Source organism: Vibrio sp. 10N.286.48.B8, from assembly GCF_003050085.1.
GTDB classification, from domain to species: Bacteria; Pseudomonadota; Gammaproteobacteria; order Enterobacterales; family Vibrionaceae; genus Vibrio; species Vibrio crassostreae.
This window is the reverse complement of record NZ_PIGD01000005.1, coordinates 230,296-248,607: the sequence shown is the minus strand read 5'-3', so window position 1 is coordinate 248,607 and position 18,312 is coordinate 230,296. Positions and strand designations below refer to the sequence as shown.

Genomic DNA, 18,312 nt, shown 5'->3' with positions numbered 1-18,312 from the left:
CAGCCTTTTTTATTACCTGCGATTTAACCATTGCTTGCTCTACAGATACAAAAACGCCAACCCGAAGGTTGGCGTTTTTTGGATGCTATCGACTCAATTAAGCTTTAAGCGCTTTAAATGCGTTGATTAGACCGTTCGTTGAGCTGTCGTGAGATGTTACTTGAGCATCATCAGCAAGCTCTGGAAGAATTTGGTTTGCTAGTTGCTTACCAAGTTCTACACCCCATTGGTCGAAGCTGAAGATGTTCCAGATAACACCTTGAACAAAGATCTTGTGCTCGTACATCGCGATTAGGTTACCTAAAGAGCGAGGGTTGATTTGCTTAACAAGAATTGAGTTCGTTGGGCGGTTACCTTCAAACACTTTGAAAGGTACTAGCTCAGCAACTTCTTCAGCTGTTTTGCCCGCAGCTAGGAATTCAGCTTCTACAGCCTCTTTTGTCTTACCGAAAGCTAGAGCTTCAGTTTGAGCAAAGAAGTTAGACATTAGCTTCTGGTGGTGATCAGATGCTGGGTTGTGGCTGATAGCAGGCGCGATGAAGTCTGATGGGATCAGCTTAGTGCCTTGGTGAATCAGTTGGTAGAAAGCGTGCTGGCCGTTTGTACCAGGTTCACCCCAGATGATAGGACCAGTTTGGTACTCTACCGGGTTACCTTCACGGTCTACAAACTTACCGTTTGATTCCATGTTACCTTGCTGGAAGTAAGCAGCAAAACGGTGCATGTATTGATCGTAAGGTAGAATTGCTTCTGACTCAGCGCCGTGGAAGTTGTTGTACCAAATACCGATAAGCGCAAGGATGACTGGAATGTTGCTTTCAAACTCAGTTGAAGCAAAGTGGTTATCCATCTCGTGAGCACCTTCTAGTAGCTCAACGAAGTTATCGAAGCCAACAGAAAGAGAAATAGAAAGACCGATCGCAGACCATAGTGAGTAGCGGCCACCAACCCAGTCCCAGAATTCGAACATGTTGTCAGTATCGATACCAAACTCAGCAACTGCAGTTGCATTAGTTGATAGTGCTGCGAAGTGTTTAGCTACGTGTGCGTTGTCACCCGCTTCAGCCAAGAACCAATCACGTGCAGAGTGCGCGTTAGTCATTGTTTCTTGAGTAGTGAATGTTTTAGATGCCACTAAGAATAGCGTTGTTTCTGGGTTCAGAGGCTTAAGTGTCTCAACGATGTGAGTGCCATCTACGTTAGAAACGAAGTGCATGTTTAGACGAGTTTTATATGGCGTTAGAGCTTCAGTCACCATGTATGGACCAAGGTCCGAACCGCCGATACCGATGTTAACTACATCAGTGATCTCTTTACCTGTGTAACCTTTCCACTCACCAGAAACGATGCGGTGCGTGAACAGTTCCATTTTTGCTAGTACTGCGTTCACTGCTGGCATTACGTCTTTGCCATCAACCATTACTGGGTTGTCGCTACGGTTACGTAAAGCTGTGTGAAGTACTGAACGACCTTCAGTCTTGTTGATTGCATCACCGCCAAACATCGCTTCAATTGCAGACTTAACTTCAGTCTCGTTTGCAAGAGCAAATAGGTGCTGCATAGTTTCAGCATCGATAAGGTTCTTAGAGTAATCGACTAAGATGTCAGAACCGAAACGAGTAGAAAAGCTCTCGAAACGCTTTGCATCTTGAGCAAACAGCTCTTTCATATCCATATCTTGAGCAGACTCAAAATGTGCCGTTAGAGCTTTCCACGCTTGTGTATGCGTTGGGTTGATATTTTTCAACATGGTATCTATCCCGATGTTACTGTAGGTTTTATTCTAAACGTCACCTAGGTGATGAATAGAACCCCCGATTAGGCGAAAGTTTATATTTTTCTGTGATGACCAAACCGCGCCACCACTGAAAGATTCTTTGTAATTTTTTTTCACGACGTATTATGCCGCATATGAAGAGCTGTACCTTGAGATAAATCAGGATTAGATTTCCTGACAGAAGAATCGGTACAGACTCTAGCTCTAACATAATTAAATGTGAGCGATACCTGATAAATTCAAGTTCAAAAGATAGCGTTAAACCACTTTTTTTCCAAATACATTATAAAGGATGGCGTATGTGGATTCAGAAGACTATACACCTAAATGCACGAAAGCGTGGATTCCATCTCATTACTGATGAAATTGAACAACAGATACACGATATCAACTCTCTCTCTGTTGGTTTATTACATCTCTTTATTCAACATACCTCTGCCAGTCTCACGTTAAATGAGAACGCAGATCCTACCGTTCGCTCCGATATGGAATCGCACTTTAATAAGTTTATCCCAGAGCGAGCGCCCTACTACAGACACACCTATGAAGGTGATGATGACATGCCTGCCCACATTAAAGCATCGACACTTGGCACCAGTGTGACAATACCAATTAGCAATGGTCGTTTAGCTTTAGGAACATGGCAGGGCATTTACTTAGGAGAGCACCGGGATTGTGGTGGAAGCCGAACTGTGATTGCTACGATGCAAGGTGAGTAGACTGCTTGAAAACAAGATCTCCTTAATAAAAACAATATCTTGTTAATAAAAAAGAGTGGTGTGTTTCCACGACCACTCTTATAACAATAGCATTTGACCTACCATAGGCCGAAAGCTTTAGAAGGGCTGATTTATCATGACCCTAAAGGTCCCTTCATCACCACCTCGCACTAATTCAGCACGAACAACAATGCCTTCCACTTGGAAACGAACCGCGCCACCTAAGCTCCACTTCATGTCTGTATGCAGTGTTTTAATGTCGTACTCATCGGCAACACGCCCTACTTCAGCAAACGCTACCCATTGCCACCAAGGCAAGTCGTAGTAGTTAATCAGTGGGATATCGCCCAAAGGTTGCCAGTCAGGAAGCACTCGATACTCTGCAGAGTAATGCACTGCAGAGCGACCGTGATAACGGCCTCCGGTATAACCTCGTAATCGATACAAGCCACCTAATCGAGCTTGCTCGGTCTCCGGTGGACGAGCACAATCTTGCCCAGAGCAGTTATCCCATGTAGGCGTGTCAGCCGTATAGAAATCGAATGCTAAAACTTGTTGATCGAATAAGTCCCCTAAAGGACCTAAAGCAAAGTACTGACTATTTTGGAAGGTCCACTTGAGCCACAAGTCATCATTAGACCAGCTTTCAGCTCCGGTAGTGAATTCTAAGTTAGTATGAGAGCCCTTGGTTGGGTTACGTGTGCTATCACGGTTATCCCAATCAAACGCCAAACTAAAGCCCGTCGCCTCTTCAGAATTGTTTAAGCCTTCTAACTCTCGGGAAGTATAAAAAGGTGTAAAGACAATCGAGCTGACACCCGACTCAACGGGCGAAGCAAAGCTCACGTCTTTGATCGGTTGAAATGCCCCTAACAAGCCATATTCTGCAACATTGCCCCAAGGCAGCAGGTACTTAAACTCAAACTGATAGTTTTCTTCTAAACCATCGGCAATGGTTTTGTCATCAATGGATGAATCATTATCGCCTTGAGAGCCAATGTAATACGGGTTGTCGTTGAAGCGAGCTTGATACATCTGAGTGCTGAACAGTACGTTCTCAGACAATGCAAAATTAAAGGCTGATAAGAAACCGACGTAGCTATCTTTATCTGAATAAAGTGCCATACCAAACAGAGCGGCTTGAGGTTGCCAAACACCCTTTGCGACACCCGCAACCCCAAAGGTGTTACCCATGGTTTCGGTGCTGAAGTAGAAAGGGACAAAGGCTGAATCTTTTTCTTCACTCAAAGCAGAGGAAGAAAAGCTGACACCAAGTAGCGCCATCACTGACATCACTAAGTGTCGAGTCGTTCGCTTGAACATCATTTACTTTATAAGATCCATGATTACTTCACATACTCCATCGCAACACGCGAAGTCAGTTTAGTGACCAACTCGTAAGCGATAGTGCCAATATGTTCTGCCACTTCTTCTGAAGGTAAGTCTTCACCCCATAGCGTCGCTTCATCACCCACTTGATCCATCGCATCAGGGCCCAGGTCAACCGTTAGCATATCCATCGATACTCGGCCTGCGATAGGCACCTTTCTACCGTTGACGAACACTGGCGTGCCGTTCGGCGCGGTGCGAGGGTAACCATCGCCATAACCAATTGCGATTACACCAACTTTAGTATCACGTTCACTGGTCCAGTTACCGCCATAACCCACGCTTTCACCGGCTTTCAAATCACGAACCGCAATCAGGTGAGAGGTCAGAGTCATCACAGGCAAGAAACCAAGCTCTTGAGCTGATTTGTCAACGAAAGGTGATACGCCGTAAGAAATGATGCCAGGACGAACCCAATCTAAGTGGCTATCTGGCCAAGCAAGTAAACCTGCAGAGTTCGCAAGGGAGCGCTCACCCTCACAGCCTTCTGTCAGAGATAGGAATAATTCAGTCTGTTGCTCTGTGGTTGCTTTGTCTAACTCATCTGCACAGCCAAAATGGCTCATGTAACGCAAAGGCTTAGCCACGTTAGGACATTGATGCAGGCGCTCAACGAAATCTTGATATTGTTCAGAACGAACTCCCAAGCGATGCATGCCGCTATCAACTTTCAGCCACACCACAACGGGTGATTCAAGAACTGAATTTTCTAGAGCACTAAGCTGTTCTTCACAATGCACTACAGTTTGGATGTTATTAGTCACCAAGATCGGTAAATCACCTGACGAGTAAAAACCCTCAAGCAATAGAACAGGTTGAACAATACCACCTGCACGCAGCTGCAGAGCTTCTTCAATACGCGCCACACCAAACGCATCTGAGTTTTTCGAGTGCTTAGCAATATGCAGTAAGCCGTGTCCATAGCCATTGGCTTTCACAACCGACATTACCTTGCACTGAGGAGCCTTCGACTTTATCTGGTTCAGGTTATGTTCGAGCGCGTTTAAATCAATGCTCGCCGTCGCCGCTTTCATGTAAGTCATTAGCGATTACTCATCATCAAATGCAGGACCTGCATAGTTATCAAATCGGGAGTGTTGACCTTGGAATGTCAAACGAACCGAACCGATAGGACCGTTACGCTGCTTACCAAGGATGATCTCAGCAATGCCCTTTAGTGAGCTGTCTGGGTTATAAACCTCATCACGATAGATAAACATGATCAAATCGGCATCTTGCTCGATCGAACCTGATTCACGCAAATCCGAGTTTACCGGGCGCTTATCAGCACGTTGCTCTAGGGAACGGTTAAGCTGAGAAAGTGCGACAACCGGAACGTTGAGCTCTTTTGCCAGCGCTTTCAATGAGCGAGAAATCTCGGCGATTTCAAGTGTACGGTTATCTGATAACGAAGGTACACGCATTAATTGAAGGTAATCTATCATGATCATAGAGATACCATCATGCTCACGAGCGATACGTCGAGCTCGAGAACGTACTTCGGTTGGCGTCAGACCCGAGCTGTCATCGATATACATATTCTTCTTATCCATCAGAATACCCATACTCGATGAGATACGAGCCCAATCTTCATCGTCCAGTTGACCGGTACGAATTTTGGTTTGGTCTACGCGAGAAAGCGACGCAAGCATACGCATCATCAGCTGTTCGGCTGGCATCTCTAGCGAGAAAATTAAAACTGGTTTGTCTTGCTTCATCGCTGCGTTTTCACACAAGTTCATCGCAAACGTGGTTTTACCCATCGATGGACGAGCGGCGACAATGATTAAATCAGAACCTTGTAGGCCAGCAGTCTTTTTATTGAGGTCGTTGAAACCGGTATCGACACCTGTCACACCATCTTGTGGCGTTTTGTATAGGATCTCGATACGCTCTAGCGTCTTTTCTAGAATACTATCAACGTTTTGCGGACCTTCGTTTTCACTTGCACGGCCTTCGGCTATCGCGAAGACTTTACTTTCAGCAAGATCAACCAGCTCTTCCGATGTACGACCTTGTGGGTCATAACCAGAATCCGCAATCTCATTCGCCACCCCGATCAGGCTACGAACGAGTGCACGTTGCGCCACGATATCCGCATACGCATTGATGTTTGCCGCACTTGGAGTGTTTTTCGCTAGGTCGGCAAGGTAAGCAAAGCCACCCACTTCTTCAAGTTGCTCACGCAGCTCTAAATGTTCAGAGAGTGTAATAAGATCCAGAGGAGAACTTTCTTCAAGGATATCCTTTACCGCTTCAAAGATCAGACGGTGAGGACGGCTATAAAAGTCTTTGGCCACAACCTTTTCGGCAACCGTATCCCAGCGTTCGTTATCCAATAACAAACCGCCAATAACAGATTGCTCAGCTTCTAATGAATGTGGCGGGACCTTGATGGCGTCCACCTGATCGTTGGCTGATTTCTGACTTTTGGTATCCACTATGACTACACTCAATAACTAATAATGATCGTTCATTATACCCAAGAACATCCGTTTGTAATCCGATCCTATGAGTTTGTTTTATTCTTCAGGAAGAATTTACCTATTGCTGACGGAATTAACCAAGGGTAGCATTACGATCCTGCCATTCACTCACTGTATAACTAGAGGTATGCGTGTCCAAATTATTGGCTCTGAGCACTGGTCTTCTAAGCACTGGTCTCCTGAGCGCTCCGTTGGCCTTAGCTGATGATGCTAAAGCCTCTGTTGATGCAATCCTCGACTCTATAGTAGTTCCAGAACCTACTGCTGAGCCGATCGTCGTTGCACCAGCACCTGAAGAAAAAGATATGGATATCGCACCGAGTGATACAAGTGATACAGAGCTGCCGAGCCCGCTAAAAACGGAAGTCGAATTTGGATATCAGTCGCATACTGGTAATTCTGATTCACGATCGCTTAACGCACGCCTTAACGGTGAGTACACGGCTGGCCGTCATAGAACCAGTGGTGAATGGAAATACTACAACCTCTACAAAGATGGCGAAGAAGATAAAAGGCAATCGACTTACTCGGCTCAAAGTGACTACAAGTTAAGCCCTAAAACCTACCTTTACGGCAGTTTCAAAGGTGTCGATTCACGATACAGTGCTTACTTTAAGGACTACACTATTTCGAGTGGTCTGGGTTACCAGTTTTCAAATACTGAAGAGTTTGTATTGGAAGTCGAAGTCGGTCCGGGTTTTCGTTACCAAGAGCCAAATCTCGATGAGCTAGACGATGATGACATCATCTTCCCAGAGATTGTTGAAGAAGCGATTTTTCGTGGCAACGTGAATACGTCTTGGCAGGTATTGAAGAATCTGCAGCTAAAAGCGGATGTGACATTAGTGTCTGGCCACAGTAACCTAAAGTTTGATACCGAACTCGAAGCCATCAATGATATTACTGACAATATAGCGCTGAAGATCGCTCACTCTCGCCAGTACCACGATAAAGTGCCTGAAGGGTTAAGCAAAGAAGACTCTGTTCTATCAATCAACTTGCTATTCCAATTCTAATCTTAAGATCACTTCTAACCTTGAGAACGACCAGTTCAGCAATAACAGCTTATGGACCACTGTAAGCTTTTTACTTACCACAACCCTTCCTTGTACTTTCCTATATTCCAGACATAAAAAAACACCAGCCGAAGCTGGTGTTTAAAACTTTCAAAAGAAAGAATTCGTCTTGGTACTGAAATTACTCAGCTGCAACGATAGCGATTTTCGCAGTAGCAAAAACTTCAGAGTGAAGTTGGATGCTTACTTCGAATTCGCCGATGTTACGTAGAGCGCCTTCAGGTAGGCGTACTTCGCTCTTAGCTACTGCAACACCTGCCGCTGTAATAGCGTCAGCGATGTCACGAGTACCGATAGAACCGAATAGTTTACCTTCGTCACCAGCTTTAGAAGCGATTGTAACGCCTTCTAGAGTGTTAACGCTCTCTGCACGAGCTTCAGCAGCAGCTAGTTGCTCAGCAACTTTAGCTTCTAGTTCAGCACGACGAGTTTCGAACATAGCAACGTTGTCTTTAGTTGCCATAACTGCTTTACCCTGTGGGATAAGGAAGTTACGAGCGTAACCAGATTTAACGTTTACTTGGTCGCCAAGGCCACCTAGGTTACCGATCTTATCAAGTAGAATAACTTGCATTATCTTAGTCCTCTTAAACTATTATTAACTATTACCGATTACTGATGCTTGTCAGTGTACGGTAGTAGAGCTAGGTAACGAGAACGCTTGATAGCGCGAGCTAGTTGACGCTGGTACTTAGCGCTTGTACCAGTGATACGGCTAGGTACGATTTTACCAGCTTCAGTGATGTAGTTTTTAAGAGTTGCTACGTCTTTGTAGTCAATCTCTTGTACGCCTTCTGCAGTGAAACGGCAGAATTTACGACGACGGAAGAAACGAGCCATGGGCTATCTCCTGATCTTAAATTTAGTAAAGCGGTCTTTCACAATTATCGAAATAACTATCAACGACCTAAAACAAGTTGAGAATTTTTTAAGGCGTTAAGCCAAAAAAGAATTACTCAGCAGCTGCTTCTGGTTTAGCTTCTGTACGCTCTTCGCGACGAGGAGCACGCTCTGCACGCTCTTCTTTTTGCTTAAGCATAATAGATTGCTCAGTCACAGCGCCTTTAGTGCGCATGATCATGTTACGTAGAACTGCATCGTTGAAACGGAAAGCAGTTTCTAGCTCGTCAATCACTTCTTGACCAGCTTCAACGTTCATAAGAACGTAGTGAGCTTTGTGAAGCTTGTTGATTGGGTAAGCCATTTGACGACGACCCCAGTCTTCTAGACGGTGGATAGTACCGCCAGCTTCAGTGATAGAACCAGTGTAACGCTCGATCATGCCAGCAACTTGCTCGCTTTGATCAGGGTGAACCATGAATACGATTTCGTAATGACGCATTTGGTTGCTCCTTACGGATTATTAGCTTCCACGAGTGGCCCGGTCGTCCAGAGGAAGCAAGGAACTAAAGATAAATGACCGAGTTTTAAGGACGGCAAATATTATAGAAAGAACCCTGTATTGGCAAGTGATATTTGGCGAATAATGAAACAGTTTTTCTTTCGCCATTTAGGGGCTGTTAATCTTTCGAGCTGGCTTTTGCAGCTCTTTGTGGGAAATTTATACAAGACAGAGGCTTTGACGTGTAGCTAGCCTACATAAAAAGCCGATAACGCAGTAGAAATGAACCACAAAGGCTGCCCGAAGGGTTCGGCTAAAATCGTTTTATGCTTTGTTGAAGAATATTTGCTTAGAATGACTAGGCTACATACTCTTCGCCGCGCCTAAAACGATTTTATCTCGAACAAAATTCAACCACGAAAGAGCAACAACCCCTTGCCATCTGACAAACCAACCCGTTCTTTCGTAGCAGCCTAAAAACAAACGCCCACCAGCAAGTGGTAGGCGTTAATAAATTCATAGACTTAAAGTCGTTTTTCCTTTTGACTCAGCTTAACGCTATTGAGCTAAGCGCTGACGTACCGCTTCAAATAAACAGATACCGGATGCTACAGAAACGTTTAAGCTCGACACGCTACCTGCCATTGGGATCTTAATCAGATCATCACAGGTTTCACGCGTTAGACGACGCATACCGTCACCTTCTGCACCCATAACTACCGCAAGAGGGCCTGTTAGTTTCGCTTGGTAGATATCATGCGTTGCTTCACCTGCCGTACCCACAAACCATACGCCCTGCTCTTGCAGTGCACGCATTGTGCGAGCTAGGTTGGTTACACGCACGAGAGGAACTGTTTCAGCCGCACCACACGCTACCTTGCTTACCGTTGCTGTTAACGGTGAAGAGCGATCTTTCGGTACGATAACCGCAGCGACACCTGCGGCATCCGCGTTACGTAGACAAGCGCCTAGGTTGTGAGGATCTGTTACGCCGTCTAGAACCAACAGCAAAGGCTGTTCATGCTGCGCTAGAATATCGTCTAGGTGAGTTTCATTAAGCTGCTTAGCAGGCTTCACCTTAGCAATAAGGCCTTGGTGATTCGCACCTTGTGCTTTTTCATCCAGCGGCTTACGACCCATCTGTTGAATCGACACACCAAACTGTTGCAGTTGGTTCAGTAATGGAAGAAGACGCTCGTCTTGACGACCTTTCAGTACATACGCTTCGATAAAACGTGCAGGATCTTTTTCTAGTACGGCTTTCACCGCGTGAATACCGTAAATAAATTCGTTACTCATTGTCTCAACTTACTCTTATTGCTCAGAGAAGAATGACATCAAACCCGACGCATTCATCTCTGTATTGTTTATTTCGAGAGTATGCGTCTTGCGCCTGATACTCTCGCATTAAAGTCATTTCGTATTAAATCAGTTAGGCGCTAAACCTGATTAGCAGAGCGCCTTATTAATCTTAAGATTTATCAGTCTTAAGACTTATCAGCCTTTGGCTTACGGCTTGCAGCACGCTTTTTCTTAGCGCGAGCTTTAGCAGCACCGGTTTTATTCGCTGGCTTTTTCTTCTTAGCCGGGCCTTCGCTGCTTCCGTCAGGTCGCTTAGTTGGCTCAACCATAGGCTTCGCTGATACACCTGGCTTATTACTCTTCACTGCTGAGCGCTTCTTGCTTTTCGCCTTTTTCATCGCTTCGGCTGCACGCTTCTTGGCTGTTTTGCCTTTACCACGCGGCTGACGATCAGTGTCTTCTAAGTCAAAGTCGATTTGGCGAGTTTCTAAGTTAACCGCAGAAACTTTCACTTTAACCGAATCACCCAAGCGGTAGATATTACCAGAGCTTTCACCCACGAGACGCTGACCAACAGCATCAAATTGGTAGTAATCGTTCGCTAGCGCTGAGATATGTACCAAGCCATCGATGTGCAGTTCAGTTAGACGAACAAAGAAGCCGAAGCCAGTCACGTTGGCAATTACACCATCCATCACTTCACCGACATGGTCTTGCATGTATTCACACTTCAACCAGTCGTTTACTTCACGCGTTGCGTCATCAGCACGACGCTCAGTCATTGAACACTGCTCGCCGTAGAAGTCCATATCATCGAAAGTGTAGTGGTAACCACCGGTTGGCGTCCAACGTTCGCTGTTACGACCGCCTTCTTTCGCAATAAGGTACTTAATCGCACGGTGCAATAGCAAGTCAGGGTAACGACGAATCGGCGAGGTAAAGTGAGCATAGCGTTTAAGGGCTAAGCCAAAGTGACCCGCGTTATCCGCGTTGTAGACCGCTTGCTTCATTGAACGAAGTAGCATGGTTTGGATTAATTCACGGTCTTCACGTTCGTTAATCTGTTGCATCAATTGTGCATAGTCTACAGGTGATGGCGACAGACCACCTTCCAGTGTTAAACCTAATTCACTTAAGAAGCTCTTGAAGCCCATTAGGCGCTCTTCGCCCGGAGTTTCGTGAACACGGTACAGAGCAGGCTCTTTCGCTTTCTCTACGTAAGATGCCGATGCGATGTTCGCCAGAATCATACACTCTTCGATGATCTTGTGTGCATCGTTACGGATTACCGGTTCAATGCGGTCGATCTTACGATCCGCATTGAAGATAAATTTGGTTTCTACCGTTTCAAACTCAATCGCACCACGCTCATCACGCGTTTTCTTCAGAACTTTGTACATCTTGTGCAGTTCTTCTAGATGCGGTACTTCTGGCTCGTAACGCTCACGAAGTTCTTCATTGCCATCTAAGATCGCGCCTACTTTATTGTAAGTAAGACGAGCATGAGAGTTCATGACTGCTTCATAGTGCTTGTAACCCGACAGCTTACCTTTGTCTGAGATAGTCATCTCACACACCATACATAAACGGTCTACTTGTGGGTTCAATGAACATAAGCCATTTGAAAGTACTTCTGGCAGCATTGGTACAACTTGTGACGGGAAGTATACCGAGTTACCACGGTTAATCGCTTCTTTGTCTAGCGCGGTATCTGGGCGAACGTAGTAACTTACGTCAGCAATCGCTACCCATAGACGCCAGCCGCCGCCTTTCTTCGCTTCACAGTAAACCGCATCATCGAAGTCACGCGCATCTTCACCATCAATGGTAACCAATGGCAGTTTACGCAGGTCTACACGTCCTTCTTTTGCTTCTTCAGGAACATGCTCACCGAGGTTTTCGATTTGCTTATCTACCGCTTCAGGCCACTCTTGTGGGATCTGATGAGTACGGATCGCAATCTGCGTTTCCATACCCGGCGCCATATTTTCACCAAGAACTTCGGTTACTTTACCCATCATGTTACGAGAACGACCACCGCGATCCGTAATCTCAATCACAACCACATTACCCATTCGAGCACCGCCTTTATGCTCAGTTGGGATCTGGATGTCGTGACTAATACGCGAATCATCAGCAACAACGTAAGAATGGCCGTATTCTAGGAAGAAGCGACCAACAAGTGGCGTTTTACGCTCTTCAAGCACACGAACCAAGCGACCTTCACGACGGCCACGCTTACTGTTATCAGTAGGCTGAACCAATACGTAATCACCATGCATGATGGTTTTCATCTGGTGATGTGGCAGCACGATATCATTGTCTTTACCCACACTGCCATCTGGGCGAACCCAACCATGACCGTCTTTATGACCAATCACATAGCCTTTGATCAGTTCCATCTTCTCAGGCAATGCGTAGCACTGACGACGAGTAAAGATAAGCTGTCCATCACGCTCCATTGCACGTAAACGACGACGCAGCCCTTCATATTGTTCCTCTCCAGCAAGACCCAAAGCTTCGAATAGATCGTTGCGGTTCATCGGAATATTCGCGTCTGTTAGAAACGAAATAATGAACTCTCGGCTTGGTACTGGGTTATCGTAATTTTTCGACTCTCGGTCGGCAAAAGGATCAACAGTGGTTGTCGCTGTCGTGTTTTCTGACGTTGGTGTGTTTTTTGACATAGGCGGGCCTGCTTAAGCAAGGAAGGTATATACCCCTAGTATATCTGATGCTAGGGGTAAGCTACAGATATGCTTTGGAAAACACTCAAATAACCTCAGATTGATACGTATTTTCACTTTGTGAAACATCGCTTCATAGACGTGGACTATCATCAAAATTTCAAGCAAACGATAAAACAAACGTTTGCGCCATGAATGAAATACACTATTATCCACGCACTTTACCAACTCCTGTTCTGAGTATGATATGAAACTAAAACGCACTTTATTGGCTTCAGCAATGGCAAGCCTCGCTCTATTTCCATTTGCGAGTTCGGCAATGGAAAAAGCTGACCTGATGATTACCGATGCCATGGTTCTGACCATGAACCAAGACAAAACGGTTTATGAAAGCGGTACTGTTGTCGTCAAAGACAACAAAATCATTGCGGTGGGTGATGCTTCACTAGAGAAGCAGTACCAAGCTAAGCAAGTGTTAGACGTTGATGGCGATATCGTTATGCCGGGTCTTATCAATACTCATACTCATGTATCAATGACGGTTTTCCGTTCGTTGGCCGATGATGTGCCAGATCGCCTGCACCGCTACATCTTCCCACTAGAGAAAAAGCTAGTATCGCGAGACATGGTACGTATTGGGGCGAACCTAGGTAACGTTGAAATGGTAAAAGGCGGTGTGACCACTTACGCCGACATGTACTACTTCGAAGATGAAGTCGCAAAAACCGTCGATAAGATTGGTATGCGTGCCATCCTAGGTGAAACGGTGATTAAGTTCCCTGTAGCCGATGCGGCTAACGCCGAAGAAGGTATTAAGTACGCGTTGAACTTCATTGAAGAATATAAAGATCACCCACGCATCACACCAGCGTTTGCACCGCATGCTCCTTACACCAACACCACAGAGATCCTGCAGAAAATATCTAAGCTCTCTCTAGAGTTAGATGTTCCAGTAATGATTCACCTTGCAGAGTCACACCGTGAAGAAGAGAAAATTGCAGAACGCTCAGGTGGCTTATCTCCAGTTCAATACATGGACAGCATTGGCGCACTCAACAAAAACTTGGTGGGTGCACACATGATCCTAGTAGACGATCATGATATCGAACTGGTGAAGAAATCGGATATGGGCGTAGCTCACAACATGAGTGCTAACATCAAGTCAGCAAAAGGCGTATCACCTGCGCTTAAGATGTATGACGAGAACGTGCGTATCGGTTTAGGTACCGATGGCCCAATGTCTGGTAACACACTGAGCACGATTGATGAGTTCAACCAAGTCGCTAAGGTTCACAAGCTAGTTAATAAAGATCGTGCTGCGATGCCGCCGATCAAAGTGATCGACATGGCGACCATGGGCGCAGCAAAAGCGCTACACATGGAAGATAAGATTGGCTCTCTTGAAGCAGGCAAACTCGCCGACATCATAGTGATCGATACCAAGGCACCAAACATGGTTCCAGTGTACAACCCATACTCAGCATTAGTTTACTCTGCTAACTCGGGTAACGTTCGCCACACCATCGTTGATGGCAAGATCATCATGCAAGACCGCGACATGCTAACGGTAGACGAAGACAAGATTCGTCAAGAAGCACTCGATTTCACCAAGGTTGTTCGTGAAACGGTCATTGAGTCTGGTGAGGTTGTTCAATAAGCTCGCTATCGAATAGCATGACCATCTAAACGTAAAAAGCCCCGCACTAATTCAATTAGGCGGGGCTTTTTAAATCTTATTTCCTGTAACAATGAGTGCAGGGATCATTACAGTTTTTTTGCTCGGTATTACCAGAACACGTCTCGACGTTTTGCTCGAGCAATAATATTGTCTGGCATTCTCTGTTCCAGACCACTACGAAGCACAGTGATACGTCTGTGTTGTCTTTGGTCTGCCGTTACCGAGTTATACAACCAACGGTAAGCATCTTCATAATCCAATGGACTACCGTAGTCACGTAACAAGAGTTCAGCTAAGTGAATACTCGCACTTAGATTCCCCATCGAAGCCGCTTCACGTAGATACGGAATCGCACGCTCTTTGTCTTGTTGTACCAAAGTACCACGAGAGTAATAACGACCTAACTGCTCTAATGCAGCGGGTAAACCTTGATGTGCCGCGTTTTCCATATAGTAAAGGCCAAGCTCTACATCTTGTGGAACACACACACCCCAAGCCAACATATCGCCGTATAAAAACTCATAAGAAGGCAAGCTAATACGCGTTGCACGAGCAACGATATCTTCAACTAACTGGCACTTATCAGCTTTCACTCGCTCTAGATGTTGATTATTTTCGATTAAATTAATCAGTTCAGCTTCTGTATATATTGGAACGGGCTCTCCCACATCAGCCAAATTAGCATGACTCAAGGATGAGCTCAGCGCCATTATCAATGAAGCTGCTACAATTCGTAGCTTCATACCTGCACTCTATTATCTGTCGCTAAAGTTATCTATTGAGGGGTGCAGAGGATTTCTACACGCACAAAACAGGGTGAACTTCACTTTCCATGATATCTGTATCGGCAATAACCCTGATGGCTTTAGACAAAACTTGCCGCTAATGGGCAATATTTTGCCAGATGGCGTTCAAAAGATCACCAAAGACGGCTTCGTTTTCAAATTACAGGTACAAAAAAGCCGACTTAATAAAGTCGGCTTTTAGAAACGATTTAATTATCAAAGCACTTTATGTGCTGTGGTAATCACTCAGCGGGCATTACGCGCCGTATGGGTGAACCTTGATGATAGTTTCGTTACGATCTGGGCCAGTTGATACGATATCAATTGGAACGCCAGTTAGGTCTTCGATACGCTTGATGTAATCTAGAGCAGCTTGTGGAAGCGCGTCGATAGATTTAGCACCAAATGTGTTTTCAGACCAACCAGGCATTGTTTCGTAGATTGGCGTCGCTTCTTCAAATGACTCAGCAGCCATTGGAGAAACTTCTAGGATAGAACCATCTTTCATCTTGTAACCAGTACAGATTTTTAGTTCTTCTAGGCCATCTAGAACGTCTAGTTTAGTTAGACACATACCAGATAGAGAGTTGATTTGGATTGCACGACGCATAGCAACAGCATCGAACCAACCAGTACGACGTAGACGACCAGTTGTTGCGCCAAACTCGTGACCAACATCGCCTAGGTGCTTACCAACTGGGTCTTGCTTCTCAAGGCCATCGTATAGCTCAGTAGGGAATGGACCTGAACCAACACGAGTACAGTAAGCCTTAGTAATACCAAGGATGTAACCGATGTGACGAGGACCGAAACCTGAACCTGCAGCAACACCACCAGCAGTAGTGTTAGAAGACGTTACGTATGGGTAAGTACCGTGGTCGATATCTAGTAGCGTACCTTGAGCACCTTCGAACATGATCTTGTCGCCGCGCTTACGTGCTGCGTCTAGTTCGTCAGTTACGTCGATAACCATCGCAGTTAACATGTCTGCGTAGCTCATCGCTTGCTCAAGAACTTCTTCGTAGCTTACTGTTTCAGCTTTGTAGAAGTGCTCTAGTTGGAAGTTGTGGAATTCCATAACTTCTTTTAGCTTCTCAGCAAATGCTTCTTTATCGAAAAGGTCGCCAACGCGTAGACCGCGACGAGCAACTTTATCTTCGTAAGCTGGACCGATACCACGACCCGTTGTACCGATAGCTTTAGCGCCACGAGCGATTTCACGCGCGTTGTCGATTGCAATGTGGTACGGAAGAATTAGAGGACAAGCTTCAGAGATGAAAAGACGCTCACGTACTGGGATACCGCGATCTTCAAGAGGCTTCATTTCTTTTAGAAGTGCGTCAGGCGATAATACTACACCGTTACCAATAACACATTTAACGTTATTGCGTAGGATACCTGATGGAATTAAGTGAAGAACGGTTTTTTCACCGTCAATTACAAGTGTGTGACCTGCATTGTGACCGCCTTGGTAGCGAACCACGTATTTTGCATCTTCAGTTAAAAGGTCAACGATTTTACCTTTACCTTCATCACCCCATTGGGTGCCTAGAACGACTACGTTATTTCCCATCTTTCCAATTTCTGTTGCTAATTAAAAATGGATTCTAGCACTGAATCACACTTCTTGCAGTCACTTTTTGTCCATAAACGTTAACGCTGTACAAAAATAAACCAGTGATAACTGAGGGCGAATGTATGAAGATACTGATATCATTGCTTTTTTACAGACAAAAGGCAGAACCATGTCTCAATCAATTTGGCTCGCTATTGGGCTCGTACTTATTGTTGAAGGGCTCGGCCCCTTAATTGCACCCAATGGCTGGAGAAACATGGTCGCGCAACTGAGCGAACAACCAGACACACAACTGCGTCGCATTGGCGGCTGTCTTGTGGTGGCAGGAGCGGTTATCGCTTTCATGACCTACCGCTAGGTTTAGGTTTCTATAAGTAGAACGCTATTGAGCGCCTTCCCTCGCGCCCCCAATCGTAGACCTGAAAACAATAGAAAACAAAAAGGCTCCCATAATGGGAGCCTTTTAAGTTTTAACGCATTTTGCTTATTGAGCTAAGCATTCGCTAACGCATCAGCTTATTTCGCTGGAGCGCCGCTTGCTTGATTCATGTATTGGAAGAAGTCAGTCTTCGGATCCAGTACTAGAATGTCGCTCTTATCGCTAAATGATGTCTCATAAGCTTGCAATGAACGCATGAAGCCGTAGAACTCAGGATCTTTGCTGAACGCATCAGAGTAGATCTTCGCAGCTTCTGCATCAGCATCACCACGAGTGATTCGAGCTGTACGGTCAGCTTCAGCAAGAACTGTTGCCACTTCTAGCTCAGCTTGAGCACGGATAACTTCCGCTTTCTCACGACCTTGTGAACGGTGTCTACGAGCAACCGACTCACGTTCTGCACGCATACGGCGGTAGATAGATTCACTGATTTCATCAGGAAGGTTAATCTTCTTCATTCGGAAATCAACAACTTCAACACCTAAATCAGCCATCGCACTTTCTGCCGTTCCAGACAAAACGTTTTCCATGATCTTATCGCGTTCGCCATCAACTTCTAGAGCTTCTGCAGCCGCTACCGTTGTGACGACTTCGCTATCAGCAGAGTCTGGCAGGATGTCCTTATTACGAGGACCTGACACGATCTGCTTAATTTCACGAGAACCAATTTCAGAACGAAGAACATCTGTCACTTTACGCTCAAGAAGTGCTTCTGCCGTCATGATATTGCCGCCGCCAGTACTCAGATAAAAACGTCCAAAATCAGCAATACGCCATTTTGCGTAGGTATCAATTAGAACGTCTTTTTTCTCTGACGTTACGAAACGGTCAGAACGACCATCCATCGTTTGAATACGAGCATCAAGTACTTTTACGCGATCAAACAGTGGCAGCTTAAAGTGCAGGCCTGGTTCATAGATTCGTGATACGCCGTTGTCATCGAGAACTCGACCAAAACGAATTACCATGCCACGCTCGCCTTCTTGAATCACAAACAGTGACATCAATAGAAGGGCAATCGTCACAACTAATACAGGGATCATTAATTTACGCATT

The 18,312-nt window shown here is 45.4% G+C and carries 16 protein-coding genes; 4 read left to right on the top strand and 12 right to left on the bottom strand.

Annotation, left to right across the window (positions count from 1 at the left end; all coding sequences use genetic code 11):
- Positions 1–97: 97 nt before the first annotated feature.
- Positions 98–1,750 carry a glucose-6-phosphate isomerase gene (gene pgi / locus CWO08_RS08735; protein ID WP_102478972.1) on the bottom strand — a complete coding sequence of 551 codons (1,653 nt, stop codon included), beginning with the start codon at positions 1,748–1,750 and terminating at the stop codon, positions 98–100.
- A gap of 326 nt (positions 1,751–2,076) precedes the next feature.
- On the opposite strand from pgi, the gene CWO08_RS08730 reads away from it, so the two are divergent.
- The gene (locus tag CWO08_RS08730; RefSeq protein ID WP_108020283.1) at positions 2,077–2,496 is read left to right on the top strand and encodes a secondary thiamine-phosphate synthase enzyme YjbQ; all 420 of its coding nucleotides are present in this window, start codon (positions 2,077–2,079) and stop codon (positions 2,494–2,496) included.
- 117 nt (positions 2,497–2,613) lie between these two features.
- On the opposite strand, the gene CWO08_RS08725 is transcribed toward CWO08_RS08730, so the two are convergent.
- From CWO08_RS08725 to CWO08_RS08715, 3 genes are read right to left on the bottom strand one after another with little or no spacing between them, the layout of a single operon-like run.
- Complete coding sequence (locus CWO08_RS08725; RefSeq protein WP_108020299.1) at positions 2,614–3,819, bottom strand: BamA/TamA family outer membrane protein; 1,206 nt, start codon at positions 3,817–3,819, stop codon at positions 2,614–2,616.
- Positions 3,820–3,842: 23 nt separating this feature from the next.
- Positions 3,843–4,928: an alanine racemase gene (alr, locus tag CWO08_RS08720; RefSeq protein WP_108020282.1), complete on the bottom strand. Its 1,086-nt coding sequence runs from the start codon at positions 4,926–4,928 to the stop codon at positions 3,843–3,845.
- A gap of 6 nt (positions 4,929–4,934) precedes the next feature.
- The gene (locus CWO08_RS08715; protein ID WP_016767560.1) at positions 4,935–6,326 is read right to left on the bottom strand and encodes a replicative DNA helicase; all 1,392 of its coding nucleotides are present in this window, start codon (positions 6,324–6,326) and stop codon (positions 4,935–4,937) included.
- 176 nt (positions 6,327–6,502) lie between these two features.
- Here CWO08_RS08715 and CWO08_RS08710 point away from each other — a divergent pair, with 176 nt between their 5' ends.
- Entirely contained in the window at positions 6,503–7,387 is an 885-nt protein-coding gene (locus CWO08_RS08710; RefSeq protein WP_108020281.1) for a DUF481 domain-containing protein, read from the top strand.
- Between the two features lie 181 nt (positions 7,388–7,568).
- On the opposite strand, the gene rplI is transcribed toward CWO08_RS08710, so the two are convergent.
- From rplI to rnr, 5 genes are all read right to left on the bottom strand, one after another.
- Positions 7,569–8,021: a 50S ribosomal protein L9 gene (gene rplI / locus CWO08_RS08705; RefSeq protein WP_010434182.1), complete on the bottom strand. Its 453-nt coding sequence runs from the start codon at positions 8,019–8,021 to the stop codon at positions 7,569–7,571.
- A gap of 38 nt (positions 8,022–8,059) precedes the next feature.
- On the bottom strand, positions 8,060–8,287 hold the full coding sequence (rpsR, locus tag CWO08_RS08700) for a 30S ribosomal protein S18 (protein WP_000090472.1): 228 nt from the start codon (positions 8,285–8,287) through the stop codon (positions 8,060–8,062).
- A gap of 112 nt (positions 8,288–8,399) precedes the next feature.
- Positions 8,400–8,789 carry a 30S ribosomal protein S6 gene (rpsF, locus tag CWO08_RS08695; RefSeq protein WP_004741278.1) on the bottom strand — a complete coding sequence of 130 codons (390 nt, stop codon included), beginning with the start codon at positions 8,787–8,789 and terminating at the stop codon, positions 8,400–8,402.
- A gap of 558 nt (positions 8,790–9,347) precedes the next feature.
- On the bottom strand, positions 9,348–10,088 hold the full coding sequence (rlmB, locus tag CWO08_RS08685; protein ID WP_017063180.1) for a 23S rRNA (guanosine(2251)-2'-O)-methyltransferase RlmB: 741 nt from the start codon (positions 10,086–10,088) through the stop codon (positions 9,348–9,350).
- Positions 10,089–10,276: 188 nt separating this feature from the next.
- A complete protein-coding gene (gene rnr, locus CWO08_RS08680) occupies positions 10,277–12,778 on the bottom strand; it encodes a ribonuclease R (RefSeq protein ID WP_050647227.1) in 2,502 nt (833 codons plus the stop codon).
- 247 nt (positions 12,779–13,025) lie between these two features.
- On the opposite strand from rnr, the gene CWO08_RS08675 reads away from it, so the two are divergent.
- Positions 13,026–14,435, top strand: coding sequence for an amidohydrolase (locus tag CWO08_RS08675; protein ID WP_102478973.1), 1,410 nt, complete (start codon positions 13,026–13,028; stop codon positions 14,433–14,435).
- 128 nt (positions 14,436–14,563) lie between these two features.
- Here the strand turns inward: CWO08_RS08675 and CWO08_RS08670 are convergent, their stop codons facing one another.
- Positions 14,564–15,199, bottom strand: coding sequence for a tetratricopeptide repeat protein (locus CWO08_RS08670; protein WP_048661600.1), 636 nt, complete (start codon positions 15,197–15,199; stop codon positions 14,564–14,566).
- A gap of 298 nt (positions 15,200–15,497) precedes the next feature.
- Positions 15,498–16,814: an adenylosuccinate synthase gene (locus tag CWO08_RS08665; RefSeq protein WP_010434108.1), complete on the bottom strand. Its 1,317-nt coding sequence runs from the start codon at positions 16,812–16,814 to the stop codon at positions 15,498–15,500.
- A 172-nt stretch (positions 16,815–16,986) separates the two neighbouring features.
- Here CWO08_RS08665 and CWO08_RS08660 point away from each other — a divergent pair, with 172 nt between their 5' ends.
- On the top strand, positions 16,987–17,175 hold the full coding sequence (locus CWO08_RS08660; RefSeq protein WP_010434105.1) for a DUF2065 domain-containing protein: 189 nt from the start codon (positions 16,987–16,989) through the stop codon (positions 17,173–17,175).
- Between the two features lie 158 nt (positions 17,176–17,333).
- On the opposite strand, the gene hflC is transcribed toward CWO08_RS08660, so the two are convergent.
- Positions 17,334–18,311, bottom strand: a complete 978-nt coding sequence (hflC, locus tag CWO08_RS08655) for a protease modulator HflC (RefSeq protein WP_102478974.1) — start codon at positions 18,309–18,311, stop codon at positions 17,334–17,336.
- Position 18,312 lies beyond the last annotated feature (1 nt).